The following is a 15635-nucleotide window of genomic DNA, read 5'->3' as shown; positions in this document are numbered from 1 at the left end:
GGGCCCGCGCCTACGGCACGACCTGCTTCTCCTCGGCGAAGTGGCAGGCCGAGTCGTGCGCCGCGGGCCCGTCCTCGTACCGGAACTCCGCAGGCACCGCGAGCGCCGGTACCTCCAGGGCGCACCGCTCCCGCGCCTTCCAGCAGCGGGTGCGGAACCGGCAGCCCGAGGGCGGGTTGGCGGGCGACGGCACGTCTCCGGAGAGGATGATCCGCTCCCGGTGCTCGCGTGCCTCGGGATCGGGGACCGGCACGGCGGAGAGGAGCGCCTGGGTGTAGGGGTGCGTGGGGTGTTCGTAGATCTCCTCGTCCGAGCCGATCTCGATGATCCGCCCGAGGTACATCACGCCGACGCGGTCGGAGATGTGCCGCACGATCGACAGGTCGTGGGCGATGAAGACGTAACTCAGGTCGAACTCGTTCTGCAGCTTGTCCAGGAGGTTGATGACCTGCGCCTGGACGGAGACGTCGAGCGCGGAGACCGGTTCGTCGGCGACGATGACCTCGGGCCGCAGCGCGAGGCCGCGGGCGATGCCGATGCGCTGGCGCTGGCCGCCGGAGAACTGGTGCGGATAGCGGTTGATGTACTCGGGGTTGAGACCCACCACGTCAAGGAGTTCCTGGACCTGCCGGCGGCGCGAGCCCTTCGGGGCGACCTCGGGGTGGATCTCGTACGGCTCGCCGATGATGTCGCCCACGGTCATGCGCGGGTTCAGGGACGTGTAGGGGTCCTGGAACACCATCTGGATGTTGCGGCGGACGGCCTTCAGGGCGCGGCCGGAGAGCTTGGTGATGTCCTCGCCCTTGTAGCGGATCTCGCCCGCGGTCGGCCGTTCCAGGTTGACCAGCATCTTCGCGACCGTGGACTTGCCGCAGCCGGACTCCCCCACGATGCCGAGCGTCTCGCCCCGCGCCAGGTCGAAGTCGACGCCGTCGACGGCCTTGACCGCGCCGACCTGCTTGCGGATGACGATGCCCTGGGTCAGCGGATAGTGCTTGACCAGGCCGTGGACCCGGAGGATCGGCTCGCCGCCGTCACCGTGACGCATCGAGCGTCTCCTTCCAGAAGTGGCAGGCGCTCCTGCGGTCGGCGGTCAGTCCCTCGTACGTGACCTTCGCGAGCGGTGGATCGTCGGTCACGCAGATGTCCTGGGCCATGGGGCAGCGGGGGTGGAAGGGGCAGCCGGGCGGGATGTTCATGAGGTTGGGCGGCAGGCCCTTGATCGCGTAGAGCTCCTGGCCCTTCTGGTCCAGGCGCGGGATGGATTCGAGCAGGCCGAGGGTGTACGGGTGGGCGGGGGCCCGGTAGATCTCGTGGACGGGGGCCCGTTCGACGATGCGGCCCGCGTACATGACGGCGATGGTGTCGGCGACGTCCGCGACGACGCCGAGGTCGTGGGTGATGAGGATCAGGCCCATGTTCATCTCGCGCTGGAGCTCCGCGAGCAGGTCCATGACCTGCGCCTGGACCGTCACGTCGAGGGCGGTGGTGGGCTCGTCGGCGATGATCAGCGAGGGTTCGAGCGCCATCGCCATGGCGATCATGATGCGCTGGCGCATGCCGCCGCTGAACTGGTGCGGGTACTGCCCGACGCGCTCCCTGGCCGCCGGGATGCGAACCCGGTCCATCAGCTCGACGGCCTTGGCCTTCGCGTCCTTCCTCGACATGCCCTTGTGCACGACGTACATCTCGCCGAGCTGCTCGCCGACGCTCAGCACCGGGTTGAGTGAGGACAGCGCGTCCTGGAAGATCATCGCCATTCCGGCGCCGCGGACCTTGCGCCGCTCCTCCTCCTTCAGCTTGAGGAGGTCCCGGCCCCGGAAGAGGATCTCCCCCTTGGTGATCCTTCCGGGCGGCATGTCGAGGATGCCCATGACGGCCTGGGCGGTCACGGACTTGCCGGAGCCCGACTCGCCGAGGACGGCGAGGGTCTCGCCCGCGGCGACGCTGTAGTCGACGCCGTTGACGGCCTTGGCGACCCCGTCCCTGGTGCGGAACTCCACGTGCAGGTCGCGGACTTCGAGCAGCTTGGAGGCCTGGGGCTCCTTGGGTGCGGGGGCCTCGGATGCCACGGTTGCCATGGGCGCCTACCTCAGCTTCGGGTCGAGGGCGTCGCGCACCGCGTCGCCGAGCATGATGAACGCGAGCACGGTGATCGCGAGGGCCCCGGCCGGCCAGAGCAGCATGTGCGGGGCGTTGCGGATGTACTGGGAGGCGGCCGAGATGTCGATGCCCCAGCTCACCGTCGGCGGCTTCAGGCCGACGCCGAGGTACGAGAGCGTGGCCTCCAGGGCGATGTAGGTGCCGAGCGCGATGGTCGCGACGACGATGACCGGCGCGACGGCGTTCGGGGTGATGTGGCGGAGCAGCATCCGGGAGTTGGAGGCGCCGAGGGCCCGCGCCGCCTGGACGTAGTCGTTCTGTTTGGCGGTGATGACGGAGCCGCGCGCGATGCGGGAGATCTGCGGCCAGCCGAGCAGCACCATGAAGCCGACGACCGGCCAGACGGTGGAGCTGGTGACCACGGACAGGAGCACCAGGCCGCCGAGGACGACGGGGATGGCGAAGAAGATGTCGGTGATGCGGGAGAGGACCGCGTCCCACGCGCCGCCGAAGAACCCGGCGAGCCCGCCGAGCACGCTGCCGATGACGGCGACGCCGAGGGTGGCGCAGACGCCGACGGTGACCGAGACCCGGGTGCCGTACACGACCCGTGTGTAGACGTCGCAGCCCTGCTCGTTGAAGCCGAAGGGGTGGCCGGGCGCCGAGCCCTTCTGCGCGTTGGCGAGGTCGCAGTCGAGCGGGTTGCGGGAGGCGATGAGCGAGGGCCAGAGGGAGATGACGACGAGGAAGAGGATGATCAGGCCCGAGACGATGAAGACGGGGTTGCGGCGCAGGTCCCGCCAGGCGTCGGACCACAGGCTGCGGGCCGGCGCCGAGGGGCCGCTGCCGTCGGGGCCGCCCGCCGCCGTCTTCTCCAGGGACGTCGCCTCGCTGGTGGCGAGGTCCATCGCGCCGCCCATGCCGGTGGCGGCCATGGCGCGCTCCGGCTCCTGCGGTTCAGGCATAGCGGATCCTCGGGTCGAGTACGGCGTACAGGAGGTCGACGATGAGGTTGGCCACCAGGAAGACCAGGACGAGGACGGTCACGAAGCCGACGACGGTCTGGGTGCTCTGGCGGAGGATGCCCTGGTAGAGCTGAAAGCCGACGCCGTGGATGTTGAAGATCCGCTCGGTGACGATCGCGCCGCCCATCAGGGCGCCCACGTCGGTGCCGATGAAGGTGACCACCGGGATCAGTGAGTTGCGCAGCAGGTGGCGGGTGATGACGCGGCGCCGGGGCAGGCCCTTGGCGATGGCGGTGCGGACGTAGTCGGCGCGCCGGTTCTCCGCGATGGAGGTGCGGGTCAGGCGGGTCACGTACGCCAGTGAGACGGAGGCGAGCACGAGCCCCGGGATCAGCAGTTCGTTGAAGGGCGCCTCGCTCGACACGGAGGGTTTGATGACGCCCCACTGGACGCCGAGGAGGAGTTGCAGGACGAGTCCGGTGACGAAGGTGGGGATGGAGATCACGACGAGCGTGAGCAGCAGCACCGCGGTGTCGACGGGGCGCCCGCGCCGCAGGCCCGTGAGGACGCCCAGCGTGATGCCGATGACGATCTCGAAGACGATGGCGACGAGGGTCAGGCGGATGGTGACCGGGAAGGCGGCCGACATCAGCTCGGTGACCTTCTGTCCGTTGAAGGCGGTGCCGAAGTCGCCGGTGAAGACGTTGCCCATGTACGTCAGGTACTGCTGCCACACCGGCTTATCGAGGCCGAACTCCTTCTTCAGGCGGAGGGCCGTCGCGGGGTCGCACCTGCGGTCCCCGCAGAGCCCCGCGACGGGGTCGCCCATCACGTTCACCATCAGGAAGATCAGCAGCGTGGCGCCGATGAAGACCGGGATCATCTGCAGCAGACGCCGGATCACATAACGTCCCATGGCGGGGCTCCCGGCGTCTCAGTCGACCTTGATCTCGTTGTAGACGGGCACGCTGAACTGGTTGAGGGAGACGTCGGAGACCTTGTCCGAGTAGCCGGCGCTGCCGTTCTGGTACCAGAGCGGGATGGCGGGCATGTCGCGGGCGAGGATCTTCTCGGCATCCTGGAACTTGGCCGTGGCCTTGCCGGTGTCCGTCTCGCCGTTGGCCTCGTTGACGAGCTTGTCGAACTCGTCGTCGGAGAACTTGCCGTCGTTGGACGGGGCGTCCGTGTAGTAGACCGGCTCCAGGAAGTTCTGGATCAGCGGGTAGTCCATCTGCCAGCCCGCGCGCCAGGCCCCGTCGAGCTCCTGCTTGGAGGCCTTGCTGCGGAAGTCCGCGAAGGTGCCGACGGGACTGGCGACGCACGCCTTGTCCTGGTCGAGGGCCTTGTTGATGGAGTTGCAGACGGCGTCGACCCACTCCTTGTGGGAGCCGGTGTCCGCGTTGTACGTGACCTTGAGGGTGCCGCCGGGGATGCCGCCGCCCTCCTCGACCAGCTTCTTTGCCTTCTCCGCGTCGTACGTGCAGGCGTCGCCGCACAGCCCCTTCTTGAAGCCGCCCTTGTCGCCGAGGACCGGCGAGGTCCAGTCGGAGGCGGGCGTCCGCGTCTTCTGGAAGATGGTGTCGGTGATCTGCTCGCGGTTGATGGCCATGGACAGGCCCCGGCGGACCTTCTCCATGCCCTTCTTCTTCCACTCGCTGTCGTAGAGGGGGAAGGCGAGGGTCTGGATGATGCCGGCGGGGGTGTTGATGTAGCGGTCGCCGAGGTCGTTCTTGGCGTTCTTGAGCTGCGAGGCGGGGACGTCGTCGACGAGGTCGAGGTTGCCGGCCATCAGGTCGGTGTAGGCGGTGTTGTTGTCGGTGTAGACCTTCATGTCCACACCGCCGTTCCGCGCCTTGTCCTTGCCGGGGTAGCCGTCCCACTTGCGCAGGGACATCTGCGAGCCCTTGGTGTACGAGTCCACGGTGTACGGGCCGTTGCCGACGGGCTTGGAGAGCCAGGCGTCGTGGTTGTCGTAGAACGCCTTGGGCAGCGGCGCGAAGGCCGGGTAGCCGAGGGTGTCGGGCCAGGTGGAGAACTTCTGGCTGAGCTTGACGGTGAAGGTCTTGTCGTCGACGACCTTCAGTCCGGAGAGGGTCTCGGCGCTCGGGTCGCCCTTCTCGGGGTGGACCTTGTCGTACCCGTCGATGTACCCGAAGAAGTAGGCGTTCTTCTGGTTGTTCTTCAGATGGGCGCCGTAGTTCCAGGCGTCCACGAAGGACTTGGCGGTGATCTTCTCGCCGTTGCTGAACTTCCAGTTGTCCTTGATCTTGACCGTGAAGTTCTGCGCGTCCTTGGTCTCGATCGACTCGGCGACCATGTCCTTGGCCTCGCCGGTCTTCGGGTCGTACCGCTTGAGACCCCGGAAGATCATGTCGAGGATCTTGCCGCCCTGGACCTCGTTGGTGTTCGCCGGTTCGAGCGGGTTCTGCGGGTCGCCCCAGGAGGAGCTCACGATGCCGGAGCCGTCACCGCCACCGCCGCCACCGCCGCTTCCCCCGCCACCGCAGGCCGTCGCCGCGAGAGCGACCGCCACCGCACATGTGGCCCACTTGGCGTGCGTGGCTCCGCGCATGGAGTCCTCCTGTTGTCCGGGTGTCTCGCGTACCGCCAAATATCGCCTCAATCTGTATGAATCGCACATTTACCCCGGCCGTACGAGTACGAGCCCATCCGGATGTACGCATTCCGAGACGTCGGCGCCCGCATATCGGACTCATTGCCGGGGTCACCCGGGATCGCCCCGCCTTGTCCATCACGCATGATTACGCCAAGGCAATGGCATGCCCATGTTCACGCAAAGTCTTGATCAAGAAACCCAAGAGCGACCCAAGGCGCCTGACGATTCATTGACCGCGTGGGAAACGCCTTGCGAAAGTCGCGCCTAGCCCGTGGGTACTGGTTGTCCTGCGGATTCCTGATGACCCCTCCGGGCCTGGAGCGCCATGACCTCGCCAACTCCCGCTGCCGCCGCCACGCTTGAAGTGACGGACACGGCATCCGGCACGCCTTCTTCGCCCAAGGACCAGGGCAGCAAGGGCCGTTCGCCGGGCCGGCTCGCCTGGACCCGGTTCAAGCGGGACAAGTCCGGCGTCGTCGCCGCGTGTGTCGTGCTGTTCTTCTTTGTTGTCGCGCTGTGTGCGCCGTTGATCTCGAAGGTGTACGGCAAGGACCCGTACACGACGTACGGGGTCAACGACCCGAGCCTGTTCAACGAGTTCAGCTATCCGATCAAGCCAAATGGCGGCATCGACAGCGAGTTCTGGTTCGGCATCGAGCCCCAGCTGGGCCGGGACGTCCTGACCTTCCTGCTGTACGGCATGCGCAATTCGCTGCTGATCGCCGCCGCGACCACGATCCTCGTGACGCTCATCGGCATCGCCGTCGGCATCACGGCCGGCTACCTCGGCGGCAAGACCGACTACTTCATCGGCCGGGTCATCGACATCCTGCTCGCCTTCCCCTCGACGCTGTTCTTCATCGCCTTCTGGCCCGTGATGATCTCGGTGGTCGTCGCCCCCGAGGACAAGACACCGACGTGGCTGACGGTCACCAGCCTCATCGCGGTGATGACGGCCTTCGGCTGGGCGTCCATCGCCCGTCTGCTGCGCGGCGAGGTGCTTGCCCTGCGCGAGCGGGAGTTCGTGGAGGCGGCGAAGGTGACCGGTGCCTCACCGGCCCGGATCATCTTCAAGGAACTGCTGCCCAACCTGTGGACGCCGATCCTCATCCAGGCCACGCTCGCCCTCCCCATGTTCGTCACCGCCGAGGCCGGACTCGCCTTCCTGGGCGTGGGACTTCAGGAGCCCACCCCCGACTGGGGCGTCATGATCCAGCGCGCCTCCGAGGTGTACGAGCAGGACATCACGTACATGGCCTTCCCCGGCATCGCGATGGTGATCTTCGTCGTCGCCTTCAACCTCCTCGGCGACTCGGTGCGCGACGCGCTGGACCCGAAGACCAAACGCTGACACTCCCCCCGGCCGGGCACCCGCGACGGGGCAGTGCCCGGCTGCTCTCCCCGCTCCCTCTATTCGGCTTTCCTCGACAATCAGGGTTGGTAGCCACATGTCTCTCTCCCGCAGAAACTTCGTCGTCGCGACCTCGGTCGCGGCCGGTGGATCGATGGTCCTCACCGCGTGCAGCAGCGGCGGCTCCGGCAACGGCGGCAAGGGCTCGAACCACGGTGGCGCCACCGAGTACACCGGTGCCAGCGTGAAGATCGGCACCGCGGAGGACTCGAAGGGCCCCGCTCCCGAGGTCCCGGGCGCGAAGAAGGGCGGCACGATCTACGGTGTCGCCGAGGACGACGTGTCGCACATGGACCCGCAGCGCATCTACTTCGCGTACAACTCCTCGATCGCCAACCTGTACGCCCGCACGCTCACCGGCTACTACATCGACGACAAGGGCAAGATGACCCTCGTCGGCGACCTCGCCACCGACGTGGGCAAGGCGTCCGACGGCAACAAGACCTGGACCTTCACGCTGAAGGACGGTCTGAAGTGGCAGGACGGCAGCGAGCTCACCGTCGAGGACGTCCGCCACGGCTTCGAGCGCTCCTGGGCCTCCTTCATCACCGAGGGCGCCTCGTACGTCCAGACGGCGCTGACCGGCAAGGGCGCCAAGTGGCGCGAGGGCTACAAGGGCCCGTACGACGGTGACCACCTGGACTCGATCGTCATCGACAAGGCGAAGAAGACCATCACGTTCAAGCTGAAGGAAGCCCGCCCGGACTTCAACTTCACGCTGGCGATGCACTCGTACGCGGCCACCCCGGTGAAGCACGACACCAAGGAGAAGTACGACAAGACGCCGTTCTCCTGCGGCCCGTACATCGTCAAGCACCGCTCCATCGACAAGTCGATGACGCTGACGCGCAACAAGCACTGGGACCCGAAGACCGACCCGATCCGCACCGCCTACCCGGACAGCTTCGAGTTCGAGTTCGGACCGACGGGCCTTGACTCCTGCGACCGCTTCATCGCGGACCAGGGCAAGGACCAGCAGATGATCGCCATCTACGAGCCGATCCCGGCCGAGCGCATGCAGAAGGTGCTCTCCAACCCCGAGGTCAAGAAGCGGTCCTTCAACGGTCTGTCCTCCGGCACGTACTACTACGCCATCAACACCAAGCGCATCACCGACGTCGAGGTGCGCAAGGCCCTCAACATCGCGTGGCCGCTGGAGCAGATCCGCCGGATCTACGGCGGCGAGTCGGCGGGCGAGCTGGCGACGACCATCCTCAGCCCCGACATCATCGGCCGCGAGAAGTTCGACGTCTTCGGCAAGCTGAAGAAGCCCGCGGGCGACCCGGCGGCCGCCAAGGCCATCCTGAAGAAGGCCGGCAAGCTCGGCCAGAAGATCGTCTACGCCTTCCCGCAGCGCCCCACGTACGACAAGACCAAGGTCGTCATCGAGAACGCGCTGAAGGCCGCCGGCTTCGACCCGGTCATCAAGCCGCTCAACTCGACGGACTACTACGACCAGGCACAGCGCATCGACAACAAGTTCGACGTGATGTGGTTCGGCTGGTCCCCGGACTGGCCGACCGCGTACACCCTGATCCAGCCGCTCTTCGACGGTGAGGCCATCGGCGACGGCCAGAACAACATCTCGCAGACCGACGTCGACTGGATCAACGAGGCGATCAAGAAGAACGCCGAGATCTCGGACCAGAAGGAAGCCGGCAAGGCCTGGGCCGCGCTGGACAAGCGGATCATGGAAGAGGTCGTGCCGATCATCCCGGAGACCTACCAGCGCCGCTTCTACCTGCACGGCTCCAAGGTCGGTGGCGCGCAGCACGACCCGCAGTTCGCCGCGACGCTGATCTACAAGACGTACGTCAAGGCCTGACGACCGGCCCCCGTGGTGGGGCGGCCTCTCCTCCCCGAGGGCCGCCCCGCCCCCTCCTCACCCACGGCATCCGTCAGGAAAACCAACTGCCATGCTCCGCTTCCTCCTTCGCCGCATCGTCGGTGGCGCGGTGATCCTGCTGATCATCAGCGTTCTCGTCTTCGTTCTCTTCTACGCCGCCCCCCGCGACCCGGCCCGGCTGGCCTGCGGCAAGGTCTGCTCACCCGAGACCCTCGACCTGGTGCGGCACAACCTGGGGATCGCCGATTCGCTGCCGGTGCAGTACTGGCACTGGTTCCAGGGCCTGTTCGTGGGCCGCGACTACGCCAGCTTCGGCAACTGTCCGGCGCCGTGCCTCGGTTACTCCTTCCGTAACCGCGAGCCGGTCCTCGGCACGATCCTGGACCGCTTCCCGACCACCGTGTCGCTCTCGCTCGGCGCCTCGGCCGTCTTCGTCGTGTTCGGTGTGGGCACCGGCATGCTGGCCGCCGCCAGGCAGGGCAAGGTCATCGACAAGATCGCGTCGTCCGCCTCGCTGATCGCGTCCTCGCTGCAGATCTACGTCGTCGGCGTCTTCGCCGTCTACCTCTTCGTGTACCAGCTGCAGTGGATGGACCGGCCGCAGTACACGCCGATCACCGAGAACCCGGGCGAATGGTTCTCCGGGCTGATGATCCCCTGGCTGGTGCTCTCACTGATCTTCACGGCGAACTACACCCGCATGACCCGCTCCCAGATGGTCGAGACCCTCAGCGAGGACTACGTCCGCACGGCGCGCGCCAAGGGGCTCTCCGCCCGCTCGGTCTTCTTCCGCTTCGCCTGGCGAGGGGCGATGGGACCGATCATCACGATCTTCGGTCTCGACCTGGGTGTGCTCCTCGGCGGCGCGATCATCACCGAGAAGACCTTCGCCCTGCACGGCATCGGCGACCTTTCGGTCCGTGCCGTCAACACGAGCGACCTGCCCATGCTGCTGGGCGTCGTCCTGGTGGCCGCCACGGCGATCGTCGTCTTCAACATCATCGTCGACGCGGTCTACGCCCTCATCGACCCGCGCGTACGCCTCGCCTAGGGCTCAGGGAGACAGATCAGATGAGCACCCCCTTCCTGTCCGTACGCGACCTGCGCGTCCACTTCTCCACCGAGGACGGCATCGTCAAGGCCGTCGACGGTCTCGACTTCGAGGTGGAGAAGGGCAAGACCCTCGGCATCGTGGGCGAGTCCGGCTCCGGCAAGTCCGTCACCAACCTCGCCATCCTGGGCCTGCACCACAAGGACAGCACCGCCATCGACGGCGAGATCCTGCTCGACGGGCAGGAGCTCCTCACCGCCACCGAGCGGGAGCTGGAGAAGCTGCGCGGCAACAAGATGGCGATGATCTTCCAGGACGCCCTCGCGTCCCTGTCGCCGTACCACACCATCGGCCGGCAGATCGGCGAGACGTACCGCAAGCACACCGGCGCCTCCAAGAAGGAGGCCAGGGACCGGTCGATCGAGATGCTGACGAAGGTCGGCATCCCGCAGCCCGACCTGCGGGTGGACGACTATCCGCACCAGTTCTCCGGCGGTATGCGCCAGCGCGCGATGATCGCGATGTCGCTGGTCTGCAACCCGACACTGCTGATCGCGGACGAGCCGACCACGGCCCTCGACGTGACGGTCCAGGCGCAGATCATGGACCTCCTGAAGGACCTGCAGCAGGAGTTCGGCACGGCGATCATCTTCATCACGCACGACCTGGGTGTGATCGCCGACATCGCCGACGACGTCCTGGTGATGTACGGCGGGCGGTGTGTGGAGCGCGGCACGAAGAAGGAAGTGCTGCGCGCGCCGCAGCACCCCTACACGTGGGGCCTGCTCGGCTCGATGCCGTCGCTGGACGGTCCGGTGGACGTGCCGCTGTCGCCGATTCCCGGTTCGCCGCCCAGCCTCCTCAACCTGCCCTCGGGGTGCCGCTTCCACCCGAGGTGCGCGTTCACCGAGCAGGTCGAGGGCGGGCGCTGCGCCGGCGAACTGCCGCTTCTCGAGCTGTCCGAGGGCCGGGGCGCGGCCTGTCACCTCAGCGACGAGCAGCGGTCGGAATTCTTCGCGGACTTCGCGGGCGACGCCGGGCGCGGCGCGCGTACCGCCGACTGACGTACAAGAGACGGGATTTCACCACGATGAGCAGCACCACTCCCACTCCTCTCCTGGATGTCAGCGGGCTGACCAAACACTTCCCGGTCATGGGCGGGTTCCCGTTCAAGCGGAAGATCGGTGCCGTGCAGGCGGTGGACGGCCTGGACTTCACCGTCGGCGAGGGCGAGAGCCTGGGCCTGGTCGGTGAGTCCGGCTGCGGCAAGTCGACGACGGGCCGCCTGATCACGCGCCTCCTCGAGCCGACCGGCGGAAAGATCTCCTACCGCGGCCAGGACATCACGCACGCCTCGCGCAAGCAGCTGGCGCCGGTCCGCTCGGAGATCCAGATGATCTTCCAGGACCCGTACGCGTCGCTGAACCCGCGCCAGACGGTCGGCAAGATCATCTCGGGTCCGATGGAGGTCAACGACATCAACCCGGCGGGCGGCAGGGAAGCCCGTGTCCGCGAGCTCCTCGAAACGGTCGGCCTCAACCCCGAGCACTACAACCGCTTCCCGCACGAGTTCTCGGGCGGCCAGCGCCAACGCATCGGCGTGGCACGGGCTCTCGCCCTCGAACCCAAACTGATCGTGGCGGACGAACCGGTCTCGGCGCTCGACGTCTCGATCCAGGCGCAGGTGGTGAACCTGCTCCAGAAGCTCCAGAAGGACCTGGGCATCGCGTTCCTCTTCATCGCCCACGACCTGGCGGTGGTACGCCACTTCTCGCAGCGGGTCGCGGTGATGTACCTGGGCCGGATCGTGGAGATCGCCGACCGGGAGAGCCTGTACGGGAACCCGCGCCACCCCTACACGAAGGCGCTCCTGTCGGCGGTGCCGGAGGCGACGGCGGACGACGTGCCGCGCCGCGAGCGCATCCTGCTGAAGGGCGACGTCCCCTCCCCGGTCAACCCGCCCTCGGGCTGCCGTTTCCGGACGCGCTGCTGGAAGGCGACGGACAAGTGCGCGTCGGAGGACCCGCCACTGGTCCAGATCGACGGCAACCGGGACGGCCACCTGACGGCGTGCCACTACCCGGAAGGCTCGACGGAACTTGCGGTCCCCGCGGCCCGCAAGTCGCTCTGACCGCCCCGCATTCAACGGACCGGGGCCCTGCCCACAGTCCTCCCCCTCCGGGCAGGGCCCCGCTCACCGGAACCGGCCTGCCCTCCCCCTTGACCCGAGCGGGGCGGGGCCGGTTCCGGGCCTGCGATCATGCGGAGATGAGCACACACCACACGTCCGACCGGCCGGGCGCGGTCCGGCTCGCCCAGTACACGAGGACCGAGCAGGACGAGATCCTGGGTGCCGGCGACGACCCCTTCGGCGTCGCGGAGACCGGCCTGGCCTGGCTGCCGAAGGAGGAACACTTCGGCATACGTCACGAGGGCCGCCTCGTGGCCCACGCGGGCCTGCGACGCCTGCCCCTGACGGTCGACGGGACCGACCTGGAGGTCGTCGGGGTCGGCGGCGTGGCGGTCGCCCCCGACGTACGCGGCCGGGGCCTGGCCCGCGAGGTCCTCACGACGGCCCTGTCCCACGCCCGCACCCTGGGCCCACCCCACGCCCTGCTCTTCTGCCGCCCTCCGCTCGTCACGCTGTACGAGAGGCTCGGCTGGCACGCGCTCGACGAGGACGTACAGGTGGAACAGCCCGGGGACCGCGTGGTGACGATGCCCCTGCGGACGATGGTGACACCGCTGCGGGAGGACGCACGGTGGCCCGGGGGGCCGGTACGACTCCGGTCACTTCCAATGTGACCGACCGACTCCGCCTTGCCGAAGCGGCGGAAACTTCGGTGGCCCTGCGTCTTCGCTGGTAACCGGGGCCGCCCGGATTTCCCGGAGTGTGGCGCCTCCGGACCGGCAGTAAAGGGCGCTCCCTCCGGTCGCGTCGGCTACGCCGATTCCGCTCCGCTCCACCCTTGACTCCCGCCCCTCCACCGCACGTTGACCTTGACCCGGACGGCCAGGGGTGGGGCCGACGGGGACTGTCCGTGGGGTCATCACCTTTCACTGCCGAGTGCGGACCGGTCCATCGTGCGTGTCCGTCACGGTCGGGCCTCGGCCTCCCGCCTCCCGGCTTCGCCGCTCGGGCCATCGCCTCTCGCGGCCGGGTGCGGACCGGCCCATCGTGGGCGCGGGCCACGCTCGGGGCGCGGCCGCCCGGCACGGCCAGGCTGACCGGGTCATCCCCTTTCATTGCCGGGTGCGGGCCGGTCCATCGTGTGTACCCGTCACGGTCGCGGTGCCGCCGGGCACGCGGGCAGCCGGTCGGGCACCTACTTTGGAAAAGTTGTGAACGAGGAGACCGCGCGCCCCCCTGCCACACCCCGCGCGCCGTCACGCAGGGCCGTTCATCGCGGGATTGTGGCGCAGTGGGCTCGGATACGGAGGGCGCATCAGCTACTCAGGGGGCGTGCGGCGAACGCATGCGCAACTTTCCCAAAGTAGGTCCCCGAGGGGAGGCCCCTCCCGCCCGGCCGGGACGGCGCATAGGTCCTGAAGAGGGGGCGCACGGCCTCCCCATTCGCAACTTCGTGAAAGTAGGTCCCCCGACAGGCGGCCTCCCCCTCCCAGCGGGCGGCGCATAGGTCGTGAAGAGGGGGCGCGCGGCTCCTCCATTCACAACTTTGCCGAAGTAGGTGCCCGGGAGGGGCGGGGCCCGGGCCTACCCAGCGCCATGGACCGTGACGGCCGCCCACGATGGACCGGTCCGCACCCGGCAGCGCGAGCCGATGACCCGAGCAGCGAGGCCGCGAGGCCAGGCCTGACCGAGCTGCGACCGTGACGGGCACACACGATGAGCCGGTCCGCACCCGGTGACGAAGGGTGATGACCCGGCCAGCCGGGCCGCGCGGACGGCCGCGCCGGGACCGTGGCCCGCGCCCACGATGGGCCGGTCCGCACCCGGCGATGAAAGGGGATGACCCAACCCAGATATTCCGTCGGCCCCACCCCTGGCAGTCCGGGTCAAAGTCAACGTGCGGTGGAGGGACGGGAGTCAAGGGTGGAGCGAAGCGGAATTGGCGAAGCCGACGCGACGCAGGAGCGCCCTTTACTCCCGGCCCGGAACCGCCACACTCCGCAAAAAACCGGGCGGCCCCGGCCACCATCCGGTGCGGGCAAGCCGAAGCCTCCCCCGCCAGGCACTCAGCAGGGGTCCGTCGCCAGGCGTGCGTGCAGTTCCACGTCATATCGGATGCCGTCGTACATCAGCTTCTGGCGCTGCAGCCCCTCCACCGCGAAGCCGGCCGCTCGGGCCACGCGGCACGATGCGGGGTTGTTCGTACGGTGACCCAGTTCCAGGCGGAACAGGCCGAGTTCGCTGAACGCCCAACTCGCCAACGCCCCGCACCCGTAGGCCGCCACTCCCCTACCCCGCGCCTCCGGAGTGGTCCAGTACGACACCCAGCCGGTGCCGTGGACGTGGTTCACCGCGCCCACCGAGGCGTTGCCCAGTGCCGTACCGTTCTCGTCCTCCACGGCGAAGGCGTACGCCGATCCGGCGTCGCGCTCGGCCGCCCGGCGCGCGACCCAACGGGTGGCCGCGCCCAGGGAATCGACGGGCTCGTCCGCCTGCCACCCCATCTCCGGTGCGGAGAAGGCAGCCAGGACGGCGGCGGCGTCCTCTTCCCGCCAGAGGCGTAGGCGCAGGTCACCCACGGAAGGTGAGGGCGCCGTCCGCCTGGAGGGCGCGGAGGAGCCCGTACAGGGCACCAGGCGCCACCGTGGTGATCTCCGTGGGCCGGTCGCTCTCCCGGAGGTGCACGTGGCCGGCGGGGCCGTTCGCCAACTCGACGCATTCACCCTCGCCGCCGCCGCTGAACGAGGACTTCTGCCAGTCAAGTTGGTTCATGGCGCTCCTTCTCAAAGGCTGTACATCACGTGCTGAATCAGGCTCAACGAGTCAGGTCCGGAGCCAGCACAGAGAGACGTTCGAACATCTTGCCGTACTCATCGCCGCTGGAAGGCAACGGGAAATGCGCGTCGGAGGACCCGCCGCTGGCCCACATCGACGGCAACCGGGCCCACGCCTCCGGACAAGGCCCCGCTCACCGCGTCCAGGACGTGGCTCGGGCCGAGCCGGTTTGGCGGCCTGCCAGCATGGGCGACGCCAAGATGCCTGCGATCACGGAAGAGCTCACGGCCTACGCCGAGCATCTCGAGGGAAGCCAGGAGGTCGGGATCGGCGCCTCGGGCCCTCCCTTGCCATGACGAGCCCATCCAAGCGCCATGAGGGCACAGTCCGCCGGATTTGCCGTCTACCCGCCGATTTCCGACGGTATGGGAAGCCTGGCGGGCATCTCCGGCTTGGCGAAGAGAGACAAGACTGTAGGCGTCTAACGCCAAGGGCGAAGAACAGCTCTGTTCCGGCCCTCGTCACCCATACCAGGGCCGCTCTTTGTGACTGCCTTGAGAGACGCCCATGCCTGGCTCGAACGCGCCCAGCAGGTACTTGAATATCTTGAATACAGAGGGCGCCCCTAACTGTTGCCGGGGCCGGCAACTCTCATCACCCCAGCGGTAGTTGGGCTCAACCACGGCCCTACTGGTAGGCCTGGGCAAGATATGGGCCCCAACCATCCTTCTCGAGG

At 68.0% G+C, this 15635-nt stretch carries 13 protein-coding genes; 6 read left to right on the top strand and 7 right to left on the bottom strand.

The genetic code is table 11. From position 1 onward, the window contains the following. Window positions 1-10: 10 nt before the first annotated feature. The 5 genes from ACH4D5_RS11145 to ACH4D5_RS11125 are packed head-to-tail and all read right to left on the bottom strand — an operon-like array spanning window position 11 to window position 5640. On the bottom strand, window positions 11-1048 hold the full coding sequence (locus ACH4D5_RS11145; RefSeq protein ID WP_398300845.1) for an ABC transporter ATP-binding protein: 1038 nt from the start codon (window positions 1046-1048) through the stop codon (window positions 11-13). Then, window positions 1035-2081 carry an ABC transporter ATP-binding protein gene (locus ACH4D5_RS11140; protein ID WP_398300843.1) on the bottom strand — a complete coding sequence of 349 codons (1047 nt, stop codon included), beginning with the start codon at window positions 2079-2081 and terminating at the stop codon, window positions 1035-1037. The genes ACH4D5_RS11145 and ACH4D5_RS11140 overlap by 14 nt, the downstream gene beginning before the upstream one ends. 6 nt (window positions 2082-2087) lie before the next feature. Further along, window positions 2088-3068: an ABC transporter permease gene (locus tag ACH4D5_RS11135; RefSeq protein ID WP_398300841.1), complete on the bottom strand. Its 981-nt coding sequence runs from the start codon at window positions 3066-3068 to the stop codon at window positions 2088-2090. Continuing rightward, window positions 3061-3984: an ABC transporter permease gene (locus tag ACH4D5_RS11130; protein ID WP_398300839.1), complete on the bottom strand. Its 924-nt coding sequence runs from the start codon at window positions 3982-3984 to the stop codon at window positions 3061-3063. Before ACH4D5_RS11130 ends, ACH4D5_RS11135 begins: the two co-directional genes overlap by 8 nt. An 18-nt stretch (window positions 3985-4002) precedes the next feature. Beyond that, on the bottom strand, window positions 4003-5640 hold the full coding sequence (locus ACH4D5_RS11125; protein ID WP_398300837.1) for an ABC transporter substrate-binding protein: 1638 nt from the start codon (window positions 5638-5640) through the stop codon (window positions 4003-4005). Window positions 5641-6010: 370 nt separating this feature from the next. On the opposite strand from ACH4D5_RS11125, the gene ACH4D5_RS11120 reads away from it, so the two are divergent. The 6 genes from ACH4D5_RS11120 (at window position 6011) to ACH4D5_RS11095 (ending at window position 12798) form a co-directional block, all read left to right on the top strand. Then, window positions 6011-7036, top strand: coding sequence for an ABC transporter permease (locus ACH4D5_RS11120; protein ID WP_398300835.1), 1026 nt, complete (start codon window positions 6011-6013; stop codon window positions 7034-7036). A 97-nt stretch (window positions 7037-7133) separates the two neighbouring features. Further along, window positions 7134-8921, top strand: coding sequence for an ABC transporter substrate-binding protein (locus tag ACH4D5_RS11115; RefSeq protein ID WP_398300833.1), 1788 nt, complete (start codon window positions 7134-7136; stop codon window positions 8919-8921). 91 nt (window positions 8922-9012) lie between these two features. Then, entirely contained in the window at window positions 9013-9993 is a 981-nt protein-coding gene (locus ACH4D5_RS11110; RefSeq protein WP_398300832.1) for an ABC transporter permease, read from the top strand. 20 nt (window positions 9994-10013) lie between these two features. After that, entirely contained in the window at window positions 10014-11057 is a 1044-nt protein-coding gene (locus tag ACH4D5_RS11105; RefSeq protein WP_398300830.1) for an ABC transporter ATP-binding protein, read from the top strand. A 26-nt stretch (window positions 11058-11083) separates the two neighbouring features. Further along, window positions 11084-12124, top strand: coding sequence for an ABC transporter ATP-binding protein (locus ACH4D5_RS11100; protein WP_398300828.1), 1041 nt, complete (start codon window positions 11084-11086; stop codon window positions 12122-12124). Window positions 12125-12261: 137 nt separating this feature from the next. After that, window positions 12262-12798, top strand: a complete 537-nt coding sequence (locus tag ACH4D5_RS11095; RefSeq protein ID WP_398300826.1) for a GNAT family N-acetyltransferase — start codon at window positions 12262-12264, stop codon at window positions 12796-12798. Between the two features lie 1392 nt (window positions 12799-14190). Here ACH4D5_RS11095 and ACH4D5_RS11090 read toward each other — a convergent pair. Both ACH4D5_RS11090 and ACH4D5_RS11085 read right to left on the bottom strand, forming a co-directional pair. After that, window positions 14191-14703: a GNAT family N-acetyltransferase gene (locus ACH4D5_RS11090; protein ID WP_398300824.1), complete on the bottom strand. Its 513-nt coding sequence runs from the start codon at window positions 14701-14703 to the stop codon at window positions 14191-14193. Next, on the bottom strand, window positions 14696-14896 hold the full coding sequence (locus ACH4D5_RS11085; RefSeq protein WP_398300822.1) for a DUF397 domain-containing protein: 201 nt from the start codon (window positions 14894-14896) through the stop codon (window positions 14696-14698). The genes ACH4D5_RS11090 and ACH4D5_RS11085 overlap by 8 nt, the downstream gene beginning before the upstream one ends. Between the last annotated feature and the right edge of the window lie 739 nt (window positions 14897-15635).

It is taken from the genome of Streptomyces sp. NPDC018029, assembly GCF_044327655.1.
In the GTDB taxonomy this organism is placed as follows: Bacteria; Actinomycetota; Actinomycetes; order Streptomycetales; family Streptomycetaceae; genus Streptomyces.
This window is presented reverse-complemented; position numbering and strand designations above follow the sequence as displayed.